Consider the following 17,654-nt stretch of genomic DNA (forward strand, 5'->3'; position numbering starts at 1 on the left):
GCCGGCGCCGCAGCCGACCACAACCGAGATGGCCGATGACGACCCCTTCGACGAGCGCCCGGCGCTCCGCGAAGAGGCGCCGGGCATCCGGCCGCGCGTCGCGCCGCCGCGCGCACGCCGCGTCAATCCCGGCCATGTCCGCACCGCCATCGTCGGCGTCGGCGTCGCGCTCGCCGTCGCGGTGATCGCCGGCGCCGCCTATTATGTGAACAAGATCAACCCGCCGGAACCGACGGTGCGCCCCCGCACCGAGGCCCCGGCCCAGCCGGCCCAGCCCGAGCTTGGCGGCAAGATCAACGAGCGCGCCGGCGCCGAAACCCCGGCGACGCCTCCCGGCACTCCGCGCGGCGGCAACACGGCCGCGCCTGGAGCGACCAGCGACATCGCCGTCGCCCAGCGCGCCGTGCTCTATATCGAGGTTCCGGAGGCGCCGCAGCAGCCGCGCACCGTGCAGGGCCGCGTCTTCTGGCGGCTCGACAGCGACACGGTCGGCCAGGGCCAGCCGGTCGAGACCATCGTGCGCGCGACCGTCGAGATCCCGGATGCCGGGCTCACGCTCGACTTCACCATAAGGCGCAACACCGACCCCGCCTTCCCGGCCTCGCACATCATCGGCATGCGCTTCATCACCACCGGGGAAGCGGCCAGCGACGGCATCCGCGAAGTCGGCGTGCCGCAGTTCAAGACCGATGAGAGCGAGCGCGGCGCGCCGCTCTCGGCGATCGCCTCGGCGCTCGGCGAGAACCTGTTCGTGGCGGCGCTGTCGAATGTCCGGATCGAATCGGAGCGCAATCTCGATCTGCTGCAGACAAGGCCCTGGATCGACCTGCCGGTGCGCTTCGCCTCGGGCCGGCGCGGCATCATCACCTTCGAGAAGGGCGTCTCCGGCAACCAGACCATCGCCGACGCGCTGGAACGCTGGCGGAGCTGAGTCCGGTCGTCGGCGTCATTCTCGGGCGGAGCGAAGCGCAGACCCGAGAATCTCATCACGAGAAGGCACCAGCCGGAGCCCTGCTCCGCCAGAGATGCTCGGGGCGGACCCGAGCATGACGCCTGTCAGTTGCCTCCCGCCACCTTCTGATAGTCCTTCACATCCGAGAAGCTGATCTCCGGCGCCCGCTCGGCGTCGTATTTCAGCGTGAACTGCGACGAGGCCATGAACACCGGGTCGCCGTCGAGATCGTCCGCCATCGAGGACGGCTTCAGCGCGACGAATTTCGCCAGCGCCGCCTTGTCCCCGCTCGAGACCCAGCGGGCGATGGCGAACTGGCAGGGCTCGAAATCGACCGGCAGCGAATACTCGACCTCCATCCGCTCCTTCAGCACGTCGAGCTGCAGCGCGCCGACGACGCCGACGATGGCGGGCGCGCCGTCATGCGGCAGGAAGAGCTGGACGACGCCCTCCTCCGCCATCTGCTGCAGCGCCTCGCGCAGCTTCTTGGCCTTCATCGCGTCCTTGAGCTTGACGCGGCGCAGGATCTCCGGCGCGAAGGACGGCACGCCCTTGAAGATGATCTCCTCGCCCTCGGTCAGCGTGTCGCCGATGCGCAGCGTGCCGTGGTTGGGCAGGCCGACGATGTCGCCGGCATAGGCCTCCTCGGCGATCGAGCGGTCGCGGGCGAAGAAGAACTGCGGCGCGTTCAGCGGCAGCGGCTTGCCGGTGCGCACCAGCTTCGCCTTCATGCCGCGCGAGAGCTTGCCCGAGCAGACGCGCATGAAGGCGATGCGGTCGCGATGGTTCGGGTCCATGTTCGCCTGGATCTTGAAGACGAAGCCGGTCATCTTCGGCTCGCCGGCCTCGACCGGGCGCTTGTCGGCGATCTGGGCGCGCGGGCTCGGCGCATAGCGGCCGAGCGCGTCGATCAGGTCGCGCACGCCATAGTCGCGCAGCGCCGCGCCGAAATAGAGCGGCGTCAGATGCCCCTCGCGGAAGGCCGCGAGGTCGAACGGCTTCAGCCCCTCGCGCGCCAGGAAGACCTCCTCGCGCCAGCTCTCGACGGCGCCGTTCGGCAGGAGTTCGTCGAAGAGCTTGTCGTCCTCGCCGGCGACCGGCGTTCCGGCATCGCTCTCGTCGCCCTTCTGGTTGCGGCGGAAGGTGTTGGAGGCGAAGTCGAGCGTGCCGGCAAACTCGCGCCCGCGCCCGACCGGCCAGGTCATCGGCGCGACGTCGAGGGCGAGCGTCGTCTCGATCTCGTTGATCAGGTCGAACGGGTCGCGGGTCTCGCGGTCGACCTTGTTGATGAAGGTGACGATCGGGATGTCGCGCAGGCGGCAGACCTCGAACAGCTTCTTGGTGCGCGCCTCGATGCCCTTGGCGGCATCGATCACCATCACGGCGGAATCGACCGCCGTCAGCGTCCGGTAGGTATCCTCCGAGAAGTCCTCGTGGCCCGGCGTGTCGAGCAGGTTGAAGACGTGCCCGCCATACTCGAAGGTCATCACCGAGGTGACGACCGAGATGCCGCGCTGGCGCTCGATCTTCATCCAGTCGGAGGAGGTCTGGCGCCGCCCGGCCTTGGCCCTGACCTCGCCGGCGAGCTGGATCGCGCCGCCGAAATACAGCAGCTTCTCGGTCAGCGTGGTCTTGCCGGCGTCCGGATGCGAGATGATCGCGAAGGTGCGGCGGCGCGCATGCGGCGCCGCGGCGGCCACGGGGCCGTCGATGGTCTGAAGATCGGTCATGGCGTGGTTGAGACAGGATGGCGGCTCCTGAGTCAATCGCCTCGCGCCTGCCGGATCCGGCGTTTTCCGGGCGGCCGAACACAAAATTAACCAAGACCGGCTTAGCTGTCCGGCGGTTCATGCCGCGCGCCAGGGGGAAAGTCGCGGCACGCGCGCTGAAGATCCCATGGCCATGCTGCGCACCATATCGAGCCAGATTCTCGCGGCCGTGCTGCTGCTCGCCCTGGCGGCGACCCTGGCGATCGCCGTCGGCGTCCATACGCTCGAGCGCTATGCGACGATGACCCGCGAAATGCAGTCGGCCTCGCAGCGCTCCGCCATCGCCGAGCGCATCAACGGCCTGGTCAACGGCGTGGTGATGGAATCGCGCGGCGTCTATATGAGCACCGACGCCGTCGGCGCCGAACGCTTCATCCCGCTCCTGCTGCAAGGGCTGCGCGAGATCGAGGTGCTGATGCAGGAATGGCGGCCGCTGATCGGCGCCGACGACCGCGACAGCTTCGCGACCGTGGCGGCGCGGGTCGAGAAGTTCATCGGCTTCCGCCGCGAGATCGCCCGCCTCGGCCGCGAGGGCTCGAACGTCGCGGCCCGCGCGCTCGGCAATGACGAGGCCAACCGCAACAGCCGCAAGGCGCTGAACGAGGCCCTCAAGCGGATCGCCGGCAGCCATGACGCCCACAGCGCCGCGATCGACACCGATCTGCGGCGCATGCAGCAGAGCAGCGCCCGCCTGCTGGTCGGCATCGGCGCCTTCGCCATCGCCGCCGGCCTGGCGCTGGCGCTGTTCATCGTCCAGCGCCGGATCGCCGGCCCGCTGCTCCGGCTGGCGGCGACGATGCGGCGGCTGGCCGCTGCCGAGCAGGTCGACGAGATCCCGCTGGTCGACCGCGGCGACGAGATCGGCGACATGGCCCGCTCCGTCGCGATCTTCCGCGACAATGCCCGCGCCCGCGCCGCGCTGGAAACGGCGGCAGCCGGGGACGAGGCGGCGCGGATCGCGCGCCAGCAGCGTATCGACGAGATCGTCGCCGCCTTCGACGCCAGGCTCGCCGGTGCGCTCCAGACGGTCGGCGGCGGGGTCGAGACGCTCGAGACGGCGGCGCGCCTGCTGAACGGCCTCGCGGTCGCCGCGACCTCGGAGATCGGCCGGGCCCAGTTCGCCTCGCAGGAGGCTTCGGGCAATGTCCAGCAGGTCGCGAACGCCGCCGAGAACCTGACCGATTCGATCACCGAGATCTCGGCAAGGGTGGCACGCGCCAACGCCATGGTCGGCGGCGCCAGCGAGGACGCGCTCGGCGCCAGCCGCCATGTCGGCAATCTCGCCCGCGCCTCCGAGCAGATCGTCACCGTCATCGACCTGATCCGCGACATCGCCGAGCAGACCAACCTGCTCGCCCTCAACGCCACCATCGAGGCCGCACGCGCCGGCGAGGCCGGGCGCGGCTTCGCCGTGGTCGCGGCCGAGGTCAAGACGCTCGCCAGCCGCACCGCCGAGGCGACCGACGGCATCGCCAGCCAGATCGAGGCCTTCCATGGCGAGGCCGAGGGCGCCGTCAAGGCCATCGGCACCATCACCCGCACGATGAGCGACGTCTCGCAGCAGACCGCCGCCATCGCCGACGCGACCGAGGAACAGCGCGCGACGACCTCCGAGATCGCCCGCAACGCCCAGGCCACCGCGCATGGCGCGGCGACGGTGGCGCAGCGGCTCGCCAGCGTCACCGCCGCTTCCGACGAGGCGCTGCGCTCGGCGGCCGAGGTGCTGCGCACCGCCGAGAACCTGGCCTGCGAGGCGGCGACGCTGCGCGGCGAGGTCGACACCTTCTTCAGGCAGATCAAGGCGGCCTGAGCGCGAGGCGGCTCGCCTTTGCGCACCCCCTGCCGTCATTCCGGCCGTAGCGAAGCGGAGCGCCGGAATCCATCATAGAGCGCAAGCGATGGAGCGCAGGCGCCCTACGATGGATTCCGGAGCGGCGCGGCTTCGCCGCTTGTCCGGAATGACGGCTGGTTTCCAGGAGAGCGCGGCGCGCTCAGTTCTTCAGCCGGTAGCCGGTCTTGAAGATCCAGGCGATCACCGCGATGCAGGCGGCGAGGAAGACCAGCGTCATGCCGAGGCTGACGACGATGCCGACATCGGCGAAGCCGAAGAAGCTCCAGCGGAAGCCGCTGATCAGGTAGACCACCGGATTGAACAGCGTCACCGTCCGCCAGAACGGCGGCAGCATGTCGATCGAGTAGAACGAGCCCCCGAGGAAGGCGAGCGGCGTCACGATCAAGAGCGGCACCACCTGCAGCTTCTCGAAGCCGTCGGCCCAGACGCCGATGATGAAGCCGAACAGGCTGAAGGTCGTCGCCGTCAGCACCAGGAAGAGCAGCATCCAGAACGGATGCTCGATCTTCAGCGGCACGAACAGGAAGGCGGTGGCGAGGATGATCAGCCCGAGCATCACCGATTTCGTCGCCGCCGCCGCGACATAGGCGAAGACCGCCTCCCACCAGGCGACCGGGGCCGAGAGCAGTTCGAAGATCGTGCCGGTGAATTTCGGGAAATAGATCGCGAAGGAGGCGTTGGCGATGCTCTGCGTCAGCAGCGAGAGCATGATCAGCCCCGGCACGATGAAGGCGCCATAGGACACGCCGTCGATCGCCTGCATGCGCGAGCCGATCGCGGCACCGAAGACGACGAAATAAAGCGAGGTGGAGATCACCGGCGAGAGGATGCTCTGCAGCGGCGTGCGCCAGGTCCGCGCCATCTCGAACAGATAGATCGCCTTGATCGCAGGGAAGTTCATGGTCGCGGCGCTCATGCGTTTGCCCTCAGCAGGCCGACGAAGATGTCCTCGAGCGAGGACTGGCTGGTGCGCAGGTCGCTGAAGCGGATGCCGGCTTCGCCGAGATCCTTGAGCAGCGCGGTGATGCCGGTGCGCTCGGCCTTGGTGTCGTAGGTGTAGACCAGCTCCTCGCCCTCGGCCTGGAGCGCGAGGCCATGGGCGGCGAGCGCTTCGGGCACGGCCGCCAGCGGGGCCTGCAGGTGCAAGGTGAGCTGCTTCTGGCCGAGCTTGCGCATCAACTCGGCCTTGTCCTCGACCAGGATGATCTCGCCCTTGCTGATCACGCCGATCCGGTCGGCCATCTCCTCGGCCTCCTCGATGTAATGCGTGGTCAGGATGATGGTGACGCCGCTGTCGCGCAGGCGCCGCACCAGCTTCCACATGTCCTGGCGCAGCTCGACATCGACGCCGGCCGTCGGCTCGTCGAGGAACAGGATCTGCGGCTCATGCGCCAAGGCCTTGGCGATCAGCACGCGCCGCTTCATCCCGCCCGACAGGGTCATGATCTTGTTGTCGCGCTTGTCCCAGAGCGAGAGGTCGCGCAGCACCTGCTCGACATGGGCCGGGTTCTTCGGCTTGCCGAACAGGCCGCGGCTGAAGCTGACCGTCGCCCACACCGTCTCGAAGGCGTCGGTGGTCAGTTCCTGCGGCACGAGGCCGATCCGGCTGCGCGCGGCGCGGTAGTCGGCGATGATGTCGTGGCCGTCGGCGAGAACCCTGCCGGTGCTCGGATTGACGATGCCGCAGACGATGCTGATCAGCGTCGTCTTGCCGGCGCCGTTGGGGCCGAGCAGGGCGAAGATCTCGCCGCGCCGGATCTCCAGCGTGACGCTCTTCAGCGCCTGGAAGCCGGAGGCATAGGTCTTCGACAGGTCGGATATCTGGATGATCGGTTGCATGGCGGAACGCTATTGGAGAGGCATGGCAATCTGGTGAAGGCGAGGTCGCGCAGCTCCGCCCGGCCTGCGCGACTCAGCCGTCCAAAAGAATATGGCCGGGGCGCGCCCGGCCATAGCAATTTGTTCCGTCAATTCCTGTCAGCGGACAAAAAGCGCGATCAGGATGATGATCGGGATCGGGATCCCGAGCAGCCAGAGTGCGATCGAGCGCATGGACGTTACCCCCGTGATTGCCACCAGTAATGATGGCGGAACAACGTCGCAGGGCCGCCGAAGGTTCCGTTGCGCGATCCTCGGAGCCGCCCGCGCGCCCGGCACAGCATGCCGGCATCGGCCGGCGAAACGGCGCCGGCTCACCCCGCCGCCGTGGCGCTCGGATGCCAGAGCGGCCGATAGCCGTTCACAAGCGCGGACAGCGACGACGGCGGCGTCGCGACCTCGACCAGACCCGCCGGCCGCGGCCGCGTCGCGACATAGCCGGCGGGCGACCAGAGCAGCGCCCGGTCGCCGCGCAAGGCGAGGAACTCCCCCTCCGGCGCGGCGATCATCGCCCCGTCCGGCAGGCCCTCCGCCGGCAGCCGGTGCAGGCGCTTGGCCCGGCCGTCACGCCGCTCGCGATCGAGCCGCTCGTCGATCTCGGGAAAGAGCGGCAGCCGCTTCAGGCCGCGGCCCGCGACCAGCGCCTCGCGGTAGGCGAGCGCATCCTTGCGCCGGCATTCCATGCAGGGCCGGTGCCCGGCCGCCAGCGCCGTGACCTCGTCGCAGAAGAACAGCTCGGTATAGTAGCGGCCCCAGACATCGCGCTGCCGGCCCTTGAAGGCGAGCACGCAGCAGATCCACTGCTTCGTCGCATAGAGCCGCTTCGGCAGCGCCCGCGTCGCCGGATCGTGGAAGCGCCCGCCGCGATTGCCGAACAGGGTGCCGCGCGCCGGATCGGCGAACAGCGAACCATCGGGGCGGATGCGGTTGGGCAGGGGCATGGCGCAGCGTTACCGCAGCCGGCACCGCGATCCTGTCAGTGGCATGAGCGCGCGCCTGCCGATCACCGTCGCGGGCCCCGCCTGACGCCGGAAATCTCGATCGTCAGGTTCTTTTCCTGGCTCGGGCAGCAGCGTGCGTCATTGGGGCCGAGCGTCGTCATGGTCACGTCGATGGCGCCGGGCCGGAACGCGACATTGCGCGGATTCTCGCCGAACACGCCCGCGGCCTTGCGGAAGAAGCGGAAGCCCTCCGCCTCGCCGGTGAACAGCAGCACGTCCAGGCTCGCGGCGTTGCCGCCCGTTTCCGCATAGATGAAAGTGACTGCATCGCGCCGGCCATCGCCATTGAAATCGCCATAGAACACCGGCGCCTCGATGACCTTGGCGGTCTTGCCGCGGCCGAGATGGCGCTCGATGTCGCGCTTGGCCGGGCCCTCGGCGATGCCCGCCAAGGCCGCGCCGGGCAGGCCGAGGCCGAGCAGCGCCGCCGCCAGGACAGGCCGAAGCACACGCGCCTGGCGCGGGAACCTGGCCGGCGGCCGGAGCGTCGAGATCATGGCGGGGTTCCGTGCTGGCAGCGTGACGGTACAGTGCTGGTATAGCGGGCCTCGCTCCCGATGCCAGCACTGTACCGCTGCGACGCCATGCCGGTCTGGCCGTCACCGGCGCTTTGCGGCAAGCTCGATGGCAGGTGCGGAACTCGGCCGGAGGGCCGCCGCGGCAGGGCCAAGCGCATGGATCGCACCGACGAAGGCCAGCCCCTGCCGCTCGACGCCCATCCTTCGCGCGACGCGATCCTGGCCGAGATCCATGCCCGGCCTTTCGCTGCCGTCGAGACGCCGCGCCGGCTGCTGCATTTCGCCTTCATGACCGACCAGGGCCAGGCGAATGCCGACCGCGAGGCGCTCGCCCGCTTCTGCGCGAAGCGCGGCGTGGCGGGCCCGGCCGAGGGCGCCAGGCACCACCGCGCCCGGCTCGGCGAGGCCGGCCTGCGCTGGGAGCAGCACAGCGAGTTCACCACCTATAGCTGGGAACTGCCCGGCGCCGGCCACGAGCCCTTCGCGCCGGCGGGCCGGCTGCTGCCGCACGCCATGGCGGAACTGCCGCAGCCGGGGCCGCTTCTCGTCGCCGTCGACCTGCATCTCCTGCCGGAGGCGGTGGCGCCGCCGCTCGACACGGTCTTCGACGCCGCCAGCCTCGCCGCCGCCCTGGTCGACGGCGAGGCGGCACTCGCCGCGACGGATTTCCAGCCCGACCCCGACGGCTTCGTCCACGTCCTGGTGCTCGACCGGGCGCTGACGCCCTCGCGCGCCGGCGCGCTGCTGCAGCGGCTGCTCGAGATCGAGACCTACCGGGTGCTCGCCCTGCTCGGCCTGCCCGAGGCGCAGCGCCTCGCCCCCTCGGTGCGGGCGACCGAGGAGGCGCTGGTCCGGATCGCCGGCACGATGATGCAGACCGACGGGCTCGCCGCCGACAATGCCCTGCTCGACGAGATGACCGCGCTGGCCGCGACGATGGAATCGGAGGCCGCCTCCTCGAACTACCGCTTCGGCGCCAGCCGCGCCTATGACAACATCGTCCAGCAGCGCCTCGCGGCGATCGAGGAGACCGCTCATGGCGGCTGGCCGACCATCGCGGCCTTCCTGTCGCGGCGGATGGCCCCGGCGATGCGCACCTGCCAGATGCTGCAGGAGCGCCAGGCCGACCTGTCGCGCCGGCTCGCCCGCGCCGCCAACCTGCTGCGCACCCGCGTCGATGTCGCGCTCGAGCAGCAGAACCGCGACCTGCTGGCGGCGATGAACGAACGCACCCGCCTGCAACTGCGCCTGCAGCAGACCGTCGAGGGGCTCTCGGTCGCCGCCATCGGCTATTACGTCGTCAGCCTGTTCGGCTATCTCGCCAAGGGCGCCAAGGATGCAGGCTTCCTGCCGGTCGATGTCGGCATCGCAACCGCATTGTTCGTGCCCGTGGCGCTGCTCGGGGTCTGGAGCATGGTCCGGCGCATCCGGCGCGGCCATGGCGGCGATTGAGGCGGGAAACGCTTTCGACCGGCCAATTCACTCCTGACATCTCCTGACAAATCTGGATCCTATTGCGGTCTCACCCGTTCCTGGAGCCGGATGATTTCAGATGGAATCGCGAAGCGCTTCCATCTGAAATCTGAATCCGTCTCTTATCAAAAGCTTGGAGCAGGATTCATGCGAAAAACCGGTTCCCACTTTTTCGCATCCTGCTCTTGCGGAACCCCGATGGAGACCCGTCATGCTGACCTTCTATCACGCGCCGCAATCGCGCTCCTTCTCCGTGCTCTGGATGCTGGAGGAGCTTGGCCAGCCCTATACGATGGAGCTGGTCGACATCCGCGGCAAGGACGGCCCGCCCGAAAGCTATCGCGCCATCCAGCCGCACAAGAAGGTGCCGGCGATCGTCCATGACGGCACCGTCGTCACCGAGCGCGCCGCGATCTGCCTCTATCTCTGCGAGACCTATCCCGAGGCCGGCCTGGCTCCTGCCGTCGGCGATCCCGACCGCGCGCCCTTCCTGACCGCTTTGGTCTATACCGACGCCGTGCTCGACCCGATCATCGCCACCAAGGTCCACAATTTCGACTATGAGGCGCGCGGCTTCTCCTTCGGCTCGCATGCCGACACCGTCGCCAACCTCGAAAAACGGCTCGGAGCGCACCCCTACGCCGCCGGCGAGCGCTTCACCGCGGCCGATACGCAGCTCGGCAGCGGCATCCATTTCGGCATGAACATCATCGGCGCCCTGCCGCGCCTGCCGGTCTTCGAGGCCTATATGGAACGGATGCTGGCCAGGCCCGCTTTGCAGCGGACCATCGCCAGGGACGGCACCCTACCGATGTGACAGGCGGCCGGCGCCGGCGCCGGTGCCCTGACGGAGGCGAGGCTGCGAAACCTCGCGGCCGTCAGCCCGGGAAGGCGGCGTGCAGCCGCTCCAGCACCGCGCGCTGCGTCGCCACCGGCGAGCGCGGCGCGGCGACGGCGATCCCGTCGAAATGCCGCCGGCCGAGGAAGCGGGCGCGGTCGAACACCGCCTCGCCGCGGAACTGGGCACCGCTGAACCAGGCCGCCCGGCAGAAGCGCGCCTGCGCGAAAGTCGCGCTTTGCTCGAAGACCGAGCCCTCGAAGCCGGCATTGTCGCCGAAATCGACCTCGGCGAAATCGGCCGGGGCGCGATAGCGGCAATCGCCCAGCCCCGCCTCCCAGCCGAAGCGCGCGCCGCGGAAGCGCACCGGCCCCCCGAAGCAGGAGCCGCGGAACCAGGCGCTGCCGGCGAACTCGGCCTCGACGAAGCCGAGGGTGCCGCCACAGGCGATCTCGCGAAACTCCGCGCCGCGCCGGAAATCGACCGCCCCGAAATCCGCCCCGGCCGAAAACTGTGCCCGCTCGAAGAAGGCGTCGCCTCCGAAGGTCGCATCGCGGAAATCGACAGGCCCCGCGAAGCGGGTATCGGAGAACCAGGCATCGCCACCGAAGGCCGAGCCGGCAAAGCGTGCCGCCGCCGGGAAGCTGAACCCGGCGACATCGAACTCATTGTCAAAGCTCTCGTCGATCAGCTCGACGCCGGCGAGCAGACGCCAGAGGGCGGCAAGCGCCGGGTCGGCCTCGACCGCGGCGCGCAGGCCCGCCATATCCTCGGCCCAGGCGTTCCAGGCGGCGATCCCGCCGCGCAGGCGCTGCAAGGTCGCCTCGCGCCGCGCTGCGAAGAAGGCCGCGCCGCCCTCGGTGAAACCGGGCCGCAGCACTCCTTTCGCCGCCACCAGGGCCGCCTCATGCGGCCGCGCCCAGGGGTTGGCCTGCAGCAGATCGGAACGGGCACGGGGCACGAGCCGGAACAGGTCGGCCATGGCAGGCGGAAATCCCAGGTTAAGCTTTCGTTAGGCATAGTTCAGCGCCGGCGCCGGATCAATCGGGCACGCTTTGGCGCAGTGCTTTCCAGGCCCGCCTTGCAGCCGGATCGAAACGGCCCCGGCCGGCGGGCAGGGTGGCCAAGCGGAAGCATCGTCTTTCTTCGATCGGGGCAGTACACTCTTAAGGTTACGGGCCGATAAGGTCCCGCTGCGTAAGGCATTTGAAGTATTTTCCGCGCCATTCAAGGCCGCATCAGCCACGCGGAAAATCCAGCGCCGATGAATGCCTACCTGCCTTTGATCCTGTTCACGGTGCTGACCAACGCCGCAGCCCAACTGATGCTGAAGCGCGGCATGACCGGCATCGGCCATCTCGATGTCGGCGGCGACGGCCTGATCGCGACGGTGTTCCGCGTCGTCTTCAACCCCTTCGTCTTCGCGGGCTTGTCCACCTTCGTGGTCAGCATGGCCTCGCATCTGATCGTGCTGTCGAAGGTGCAGATCAGCTACGCCTACCCGTTCCTGAGCCTCGCCTACGTCGTGGTCGCGGTCTACGCCTACTTCGTCTTCCAGGAGGATCTGAGCCCGGCCCGCATCGCCGGCATCGGCCTCATCGTCCTGGGCACCGTCTTCATCGCACAGAGCTGAGGCAAACCATGGACCTGATCGCCCGCTTCATTCTCCGTCTCGGCGCCCTCTTCGTCCCGCCGGCCGAGCCTGCGCTCGAGCCCGTGCCGGTTCCGGCGCGCACCCGCCCTCGCCTGCCCGACGCGCCGCGTTGATGCAGCCCCCGACCTTCAAACCAGCGGCTCACCAGACATGAAGCACATCATCATCGGCGGCGACGGTTTCGTCGGTTCGCATCTGGCGGCGGACCTCGCAGCCATGGGCGAGGAAGTCCTCGTCTGCGACATCCAGAAGAGCGAGCACGCCCATTACGCCACGGTGCCGTTCCAGCGCATCGACGTCACCGATGCGGCAAGCGTCGAGGGCATCGCGCTGAGGGCCGACGACCTCGTCTACAATCTCTCGGCCAAGATGCTGTCGCCGATCGTGACGCGCAAGGAACGCCACGACTTCTTCTGGCCGGTGAATTATCACGGCACCGAGAACATCCTGAAATGGATGGAGAAAAACGGCGCCCGCAAGCTGGTCCACTTCACCACCGACATGATCTACGGCCATTCGGTGACCGTGCCGCAGGACGAGAGCCATCCGGCCAGGCCGCTCGGCGAATATGGCGAGAGCAAGCTCGCCACCGAGACCTTGGCCCAGAGCTATCGCGACAAGGGCTTCCAGATCCCGATCTTCCGGCCGCGCCTGATCATCGGGCCGGGGCGGCTGGGCATTCTGGTCAAGCTGTTCAAGCTGATCGACATGAACCTGCCGGTGCCGATGATCGGTTCGGGCAAGAACCCCTACCAGTTCATCTCGGTGTTCGACTGCGCCAGCGCCTGCGTTGCCGCCTGGAAGGCGGATTTCCCCAACAGCGCCTATAATCTCGGCTCCGACGATCCGCCGCCGGTGAAAAAGCTGCTCGGCGATCTGATCAGGCATGCCGGCTCGAAGTCGATCCTGCTGCCGACGCCGGCTGCGCTGGTCAAGCTGACGCTGAACGGCCTCGATGCGATCAACCTGCCGATCATGGACCCGGAGCAGTACATGATCGCCGACGAGATCTGCATCCTCGACACCGGCAAGGCCAAGCGTGAGCTCGGCTGGACGCCAAAGCATCGCGACGAGGATATGCTGCTCGCCGCCTACACCGAATACCGCAAGAGCAAATCCGCAGGGAACCAGGCCGAGAGGAGCCTCGCAGCATGAGCATGCCCGCTTTCAGGAACGAGGATGCGGCGCCGGCTGCCCCCGCCCGCCCGCAACTGATCAGCGTCGAGGCCGCCAAGCAGCTCGACGCCGCCCAGGTGAAGGAGCTCTTCACCAGCCATATCAACCCCGGCCAGGTGCATTTCCTCAAGCTGCTCGGCTTCGACAGGATCATCGTCGATCGCGCCGAGGGCATGCACTACATCACCAGGGACGGCCGCAAGATTCTCGATTTCTTCGGCGGCTTCTGCTCGGTCGCCTTCGGCCACAACCATCCGCGCATCGTCGCGGCGCGGAAGAAATTCCAGGACGAGAACCGCCATGAGATCTGCATGGCGTTCATGTCGCAATACGCGTCGGCGCTGGCCCACAACCTCGCCCAGATCGCGCCCGGCGACCTCGACATGGTCTTCCTCGGCTCGACCGGCTCGGAGGCGATGGAAGCGGCGTTGAAGGTCGCCGAACAGGCCCAGGGCCCGGCCAAGTCGAAGATCCTGCACGCCGCCAACTCCTTCCACGGCAAGACCAAGGGCGTGCTCTCGGTCACCGATTCGACGCTCTACCAGTCGCAGTTCAAGCTGGTCGAGAACCGGGTCAAGGTGCCCTTCGGCGACATCGAGGCGGTGCGCCGCGAGCTCGAGGCCGACCCTGCCATCGGCATCGTCGTGATGGAGACGATCCAGGGCGGCGGCGGCATCGTCGAAGCGCCGGAAGGTTTCTGGCGGAACTTACGCGCGCTCTGCGACAAGCATGGCGTGCTCTGGGTCGCCGACGAGGTCCAGTGCGGGCTCGGCCGCACCGGCCAGTTCTTCGCCTTCGAGCGCGACGGCGTCGTGCCGGACGTGACCGCGCTCGCCAAGGCGCTCGGCGGCTCGAAGGCGGCGGTCGGCGCGATGATCGCCCGGCGCGAGATCTACATGAAGGCCTATGGCAAGCCGAAGGCGGCGCTGATCCATGCCCAGGCCACCTTCGGCGGCATGGGCGAGGCCTGCATCAGCGCCATCGAGGGGCTCAACGTGCTCTATGAGGAAGACCTCATGGGCAACGCGAAGCGCCAGGGCGACTACCTGATCGAGCGGCTGAACGAGCTGCGCCTCAAGCATCCGAGCCTGCTCAAGGAAATCCGCGGCCGCGGCCTGATGATCGGCGTCGAGTTCCAGGACATCAGCGAGACCATGCCCTTCGGGCTGAAGCACATGGTGGCGCTGCTCGACGACAAGCTGAAGGGCTCGCTCTGCGGCTTCATCGGGGCGCTCCTGCTGAAGGATTACGACGTGCTCGTCGCCTTCACCGAATACAACCGCAACGTCATCCGGCTCGAGCCGCCGCTGATCGTCACCCGCGAGCAGTGCGACGAGTTCATCGCGGCGCTCGACGACCTGCTCTCGCGCGGCATCACCCGGATCGTCACCGACTATCTGCGCAAGGTCGCGGTCGCGAAGGGCTGAAGCGCCGGATCGCCCGCCACGAGACGACAAGGGGCCGGCGCAAGCCGGCCCCTTTGCCTTATCCGCCGGCCAATCGCCTCTGCGGCACACCCGAGGCTTGACAGCGCGCTTTCGCAAACCAAATCTATAGGCATGACCACGTCGCGCCGCACCGTTCTCCGGATCCACCCGATCGCGGAATTCTAGCCCCGGACTCGGCCTAACGCGCCCCGAGTTCAGGGGTGCCGTCGCCGCTGTCCGCAGCACGGTCCTACAGGCGCAACTCCCGATCTCCCGCTTCCAAGAGCAGCGCCGCGCGCCTGCATGCGCCACCACAGGATACCCGCGTCATCATGACCCAGAAGCTCCCCCGCAAGCCGAAGATCGTCGTCGCCGAAAGCGACCATGAGCGCCTGACCGGGCTCGCCACCGCCGCGCTGGAGCGCATTCCCGAGGTCGCCGAGGAGCTGCTGGCCGAGATGGACCGCGCCAAGGTCGTCAGCCTCAAGCAGATGCCGGCCGAGGTCGTGCGCATGGGCTCGATCGTCCAGTTCGATTCCGACAGCGCCCAGCACCGCCGCGTCCAGCTCGTCTTCCCGGGCGAGGCCGATATCGAGCAGGGCCGGATCTCGGTGATGACCCCGATCGGGACGGCGCTGATCGGCCTCACCGCCGGCCAGTCCATCGCCTGGACGGCCCGTGACGGCCGCAAGCACACCCTGACCGTGCTGACCGTCGAGCAGCCGGCCGCCACGCCGGAGAAGACCCCCGCCTGAGGCTCAGCCGCCCCTGACGCGGCGCCAGAAGCCGGAGGAGAAGGCCGGATCGGCATGGCGGGCGAAATCCCGCCAATGCGGGAAGGAAGCCTCGAAGGTCGCCGGCGACATGCGCGCATCCTTGTAGGGATTGACGCGGCCGCCGGCCGAAATCGCGATGCGGTCGAGCTCGTCGAGCAGCCTCAGGGTGCGCTCGCCGCGATGCGGGAAGTCGAGCGTCAGCGTCGCGCCGGGGATCGGGAACGACATCATCCCCGGCGAAGGCACGTCGCCGAACAGCTTCAGCACCGTCAGGAACGAGCTCTCGCCGGCAAAAAGCGTCCGGCGCAGCATCTCCTCGACCGCCGCGCGGGCCTGGGCCATCGGCACGGCGCACTGGAACTGGCGCAGCCCCTTCGGCCCATAGGCCCGGTTCCAGTTGTCGACCCGGTCGAGCGGGTAGAAGAACGGCCGGTAGGGGATGCGGCGCGGCTCCGGCGTGCGGGGCTGGGCGGCGCGATAAAGCGCGTTGAAGGCGGTGAGCGTCAGGCCGTTGATCAGCGAGACCGGCGGCGTCAGCGGGAAGGGCAGCGTTCTTGCCGATTTCGCCGGCGGCGCGGGCGAAGCCGGCGCATGATTGGCCCGGAAGAACACGCCGCGCCCGAAATGCCTCCCTTTGGCGAGCGAATCGATCCAGGCGACGGTGTAGTCATGCGTCGCGTCGGATTCCTGCGCGATCTCGAAGAAGCGGTCGAGCCCCTCGAAGCGGATCGCCTCCTGCAGCATCTCGCCGGATTCGACCTGCATCAGCTGCAGCGTCACTTGCGTGACGAGCCCGGTCAGTCCCATGCCGCCGATGGTCGCGGCGAAGAGCTCGGCGTTCTCGGAAGGCGAGCAGCTCAGGCGCGCCCCGTTGGAGCGGGCGAGCTCGAAGGAGAGCACATGGCGGCCGAAAGTGCCGGCGCGGTGATGGTTCTTGCCATGGACGTCGTTGGCGAGCGCCCCGCCGACGGTGACGAAGCAGGTGCCCGGCGTCACCGGCGGGAACCAGCCGGCCGGCACGGCGAGCTTCAGCACCTCGTCGAGCAGGACGCCGGCCTCGCAGACCATGACGCCGCTTGCTGCATCGAAGGAGAGGATGCGGCCGAGCCGGCGTGCGGCGATCAGCCCGCCGCCATCGTTCAGGCAGCTGTCGCCATAGGAGCGGCCATTGCCATAGGCCAGCACCGGCTGGTTGCGGCCGGGCGCGGCAAGCCAGTCGGCCGGCTCGAGCAGCACCGTATCGCGCGATCTCAGCCCGCCCCAGGAGCGCAGATCGGCAGGCCGCCCGCTCACGGGATGACCGAGGCGGCGACCATGATGACGACGACGAGCGCCCCCATCAGCTGGCTGCGCCAGTCGCGGATCATGAACACCAGCGGATCGTCCGGCATCTGGCCGCGGCGCGCCAGGAACCAGATCCGCGCCATCTGGTAGAGGATGATCGGGCAGACCAGCCAGATCAGCTGCGGATAGCGATAAAGCTCCTTCACCGCGGCGCTGTCGACATAGAGCGCCATGATCAGCGCGCAGGTGCAGCCCGAGGCCATGCCGAGCTGCGACAAGGCCTCGATGTCCTCGGCCTGATAGCCGCGCCCGGCCTTCTTCAGGCCGGTCTGGTCCTGGGTGATGCGCAGCTCGGCATAGCGCTTCACCAGGGCGAGGCTGAGGAAGAGGAACATCGAGAAGGCCAGCAGCCAGGACGAGATCGGGATCGCCGCCGCCGCATTGCCGGCGAGGATGCGCAGCGTATGCAGCGCCGCCAGGCCCAGCACGTCGACGAGCAGCTTGCGCTTCAGGAAGAACAGATAGGCGAGCGCCAGCGCGAGATAGGCGCCGAGCGCCAGCAGATAGAGATCGGGCCGCGGCGCGAACCAGGCGAGCCCGAAGGCGACGATCATCAGGCCGGGCACGGCGGCATAGGCCTGGCCCTTGGTGATCTCGCCGGCGGCCAGCGGGCGCTTGCATTTGGTCGGATGGCGCCGGTCGGCCTCGACGTCGACGATGTCGTTGAGCAGGTAGATCGAGGAGGCGAGCAGCGAGAACGAGATGAAGGCCAGGAAGCCGTGGCCGATCGCGCTGGCGTCGAAGACGTCATGGTTGAGGAGGATCGGCACGAAGACGAGACCGTTCTTGAGCCAATGATGCGGTCGCATCGCCCGAAGCATCGCCGGTATCGCCATGGTCTCGTCTCTACCCGTCGTTACGGCGGCCTGCCCGCCTGTTCGAGCGCCTTGCGCAGTCGAACCCGACCGCGGTGACGCCTCCATGACGTGCATCGATGCCGTGCGAATCCTAATTCCGAGTAGAATCGGGCCCGGCCAGGCTGGAATCCGGCCGGGC

Annotated in this window: 17 protein-coding genes; 9 read left to right on the plus strand and 8 right to left on the minus strand. The window is 68.4% G+C overall.

What is annotated here, in order from left to right; genetic code table 11:
* On the plus strand, window positions 1–931 hold a 931-nt coding region (locus tag V6M56_RS09385; protein WP_332683126.1), incomplete at its 5' end, for a histidine kinase.
* A gap of 125 nt (window positions 932–1,056) precedes the next feature.
* Here the strand turns inward: V6M56_RS09385 and V6M56_RS09390 are convergent.
* Window positions 1,057–2,682 (minus strand): peptide chain release factor 3, encoded by a 1,626-nt coding sequence (locus V6M56_RS09390; protein WP_332683127.1) that lies wholly within the window; start codon window positions 2,680–2,682, stop codon window positions 1,057–1,059.
* A 172-nt stretch (window positions 2,683–2,854) separates the two neighbouring features.
* Between V6M56_RS09390 and V6M56_RS09395 the strand changes: the two genes are divergently transcribed.
* Complete coding sequence (locus tag V6M56_RS09395) at window positions 2,855–4,531, plus strand: methyl-accepting chemotaxis protein (RefSeq protein WP_332683128.1); 1,677 nt, start codon at window positions 2,855–2,857, stop codon at window positions 4,529–4,531.
* 181 nt (window positions 4,532–4,712) lie between these two features.
* Here the strand turns inward: V6M56_RS09395 and V6M56_RS09400 are convergent, their stop codons facing one another.
* The 4 genes from V6M56_RS09400 to V6M56_RS09415 form a co-directional block, all read right to left on the minus strand.
* Complete coding sequence (locus V6M56_RS09400) at window positions 4,713–5,474, minus strand: ABC transporter permease (RefSeq protein WP_332683257.1); 762 nt, start codon at window positions 5,472–5,474, stop codon at window positions 4,713–4,715.
* Between the two features lie 11 nt (window positions 5,475–5,485).
* On the minus strand, window positions 5,486–6,412 hold the full coding sequence (locus V6M56_RS09405) for an ABC transporter ATP-binding protein (RefSeq protein WP_332683129.1): 927 nt from the start codon (window positions 6,410–6,412) through the stop codon (window positions 5,486–5,488).
* A gap of 353 nt (window positions 6,413–6,765) precedes the next feature.
* Window positions 6,766–7,392 (minus strand): hypothetical protein, encoded by a 627-nt coding sequence (locus tag V6M56_RS09410; protein WP_332683130.1) that lies wholly within the window; start codon window positions 7,390–7,392, stop codon window positions 6,766–6,768.
* Window positions 7,393–7,454: 62 nt separating this feature from the next.
* On the minus strand, window positions 7,455–7,949 hold the full coding sequence (locus tag V6M56_RS09415; RefSeq protein WP_332683132.1) for a hypothetical protein: 495 nt from the start codon (window positions 7,947–7,949) through the stop codon (window positions 7,455–7,457).
* Between the two features lie 177 nt (window positions 7,950–8,126).
* Between V6M56_RS09415 and V6M56_RS09420 the strand changes: the two genes are divergently transcribed.
* Together V6M56_RS09420 and V6M56_RS09425 are read left to right on the plus strand one after the other, a co-directional pair.
* On the plus strand, window positions 8,127–9,422 hold the full coding sequence (locus V6M56_RS09420) for a DUF3422 family protein (RefSeq protein ID WP_332683133.1): 1,296 nt from the start codon (window positions 8,127–8,129) through the stop codon (window positions 9,420–9,422).
* A gap of 232 nt (window positions 9,423–9,654) precedes the next feature.
* Entirely contained in the window at window positions 9,655–10,260 is a 606-nt protein-coding gene (locus tag V6M56_RS09425) for a glutathione S-transferase family protein (RefSeq protein WP_332683135.1), read from the plus strand.
* A 61-nt stretch (window positions 10,261–10,321) separates the two neighbouring features.
* On the opposite strand, the gene V6M56_RS09430 is transcribed toward V6M56_RS09425, so the two are convergent.
* Window positions 10,322–11,263, minus strand: a complete 942-nt coding sequence (locus V6M56_RS09430) for a pentapeptide repeat-containing protein (RefSeq protein WP_332683136.1) — start codon at window positions 11,261–11,263, stop codon at window positions 10,322–10,324.
* Between the two features lie 282 nt (window positions 11,264–11,545).
* On the opposite strand from V6M56_RS09430, the gene V6M56_RS09435 reads away from it, so the two are divergent.
* The 5 genes from V6M56_RS09435 to rnk all read left to right on the plus strand — a co-directional run bounded on the left by V6M56_RS09435 (window position 11,546) and on the right by rnk (window position 15,293).
* A complete protein-coding gene (locus V6M56_RS09435) occupies window positions 11,546–11,914 on the plus strand; it encodes an EamA family transporter (RefSeq protein WP_332683137.1) in 369 nt (122 codons plus the stop codon).
* 8 nt (window positions 11,915–11,922) lie between these two features.
* A complete protein-coding gene (locus tag V6M56_RS09440; RefSeq protein WP_332683139.1) occupies window positions 11,923–12,048 on the plus strand; it encodes a hypothetical protein in 126 nt (41 codons plus the stop codon).
* A gap of 37 nt (window positions 12,049–12,085) precedes the next feature.
* A complete protein-coding gene (locus tag V6M56_RS09445) occupies window positions 12,086–13,090 on the plus strand; it encodes an NAD-dependent epimerase/dehydratase family protein (protein WP_332683140.1) in 1,005 nt (334 codons plus the stop codon).
* On the plus strand, window positions 13,087–14,538 hold the full coding sequence (locus V6M56_RS09450; protein WP_332683142.1) for an aspartate aminotransferase family protein: 1,452 nt from the start codon (window positions 13,087–13,089) through the stop codon (window positions 14,536–14,538). The genes V6M56_RS09445 and V6M56_RS09450 overlap by 4 nt, the downstream gene beginning before the upstream one ends.
* 332 nt (window positions 14,539–14,870) lie before the next feature.
* The gene (gene rnk / locus V6M56_RS09455) at window positions 14,871–15,293 is read left to right on the plus strand and encodes a nucleoside diphosphate kinase regulator (protein ID WP_332683143.1); all 423 of its coding nucleotides are present in this window, start codon (window positions 14,871–14,873) and stop codon (window positions 15,291–15,293) included.
* A gap of 3 nt (window positions 15,294–15,296) precedes the next feature.
* Here the strand turns inward: rnk and V6M56_RS09460 are convergent, their stop codons facing one another.
* Window positions 15,297–16,607, minus strand: coding sequence for an FAD-binding oxidoreductase (locus V6M56_RS09460; RefSeq protein WP_332683147.1), 1,311 nt, complete (start codon window positions 16,605–16,607; stop codon window positions 15,297–15,299).
* Window positions 16,604–17,590 (minus strand): UbiA family prenyltransferase, encoded by a 987-nt coding sequence (locus V6M56_RS09465; RefSeq protein WP_332683148.1) that lies wholly within the window; start codon window positions 17,588–17,590, stop codon window positions 16,604–16,606. The genes V6M56_RS09460 and V6M56_RS09465 overlap by 4 nt, the downstream gene beginning before the upstream one ends.
* Window positions 17,591–17,654: the final 64 nt, after the last annotated feature.

Source organism: Allobosea sp. (genome assembly GCF_036675845.1).
GTDB lineage: Bacteria > Pseudomonadota > Alphaproteobacteria > Rhizobiales > Beijerinckiaceae > Allobosea.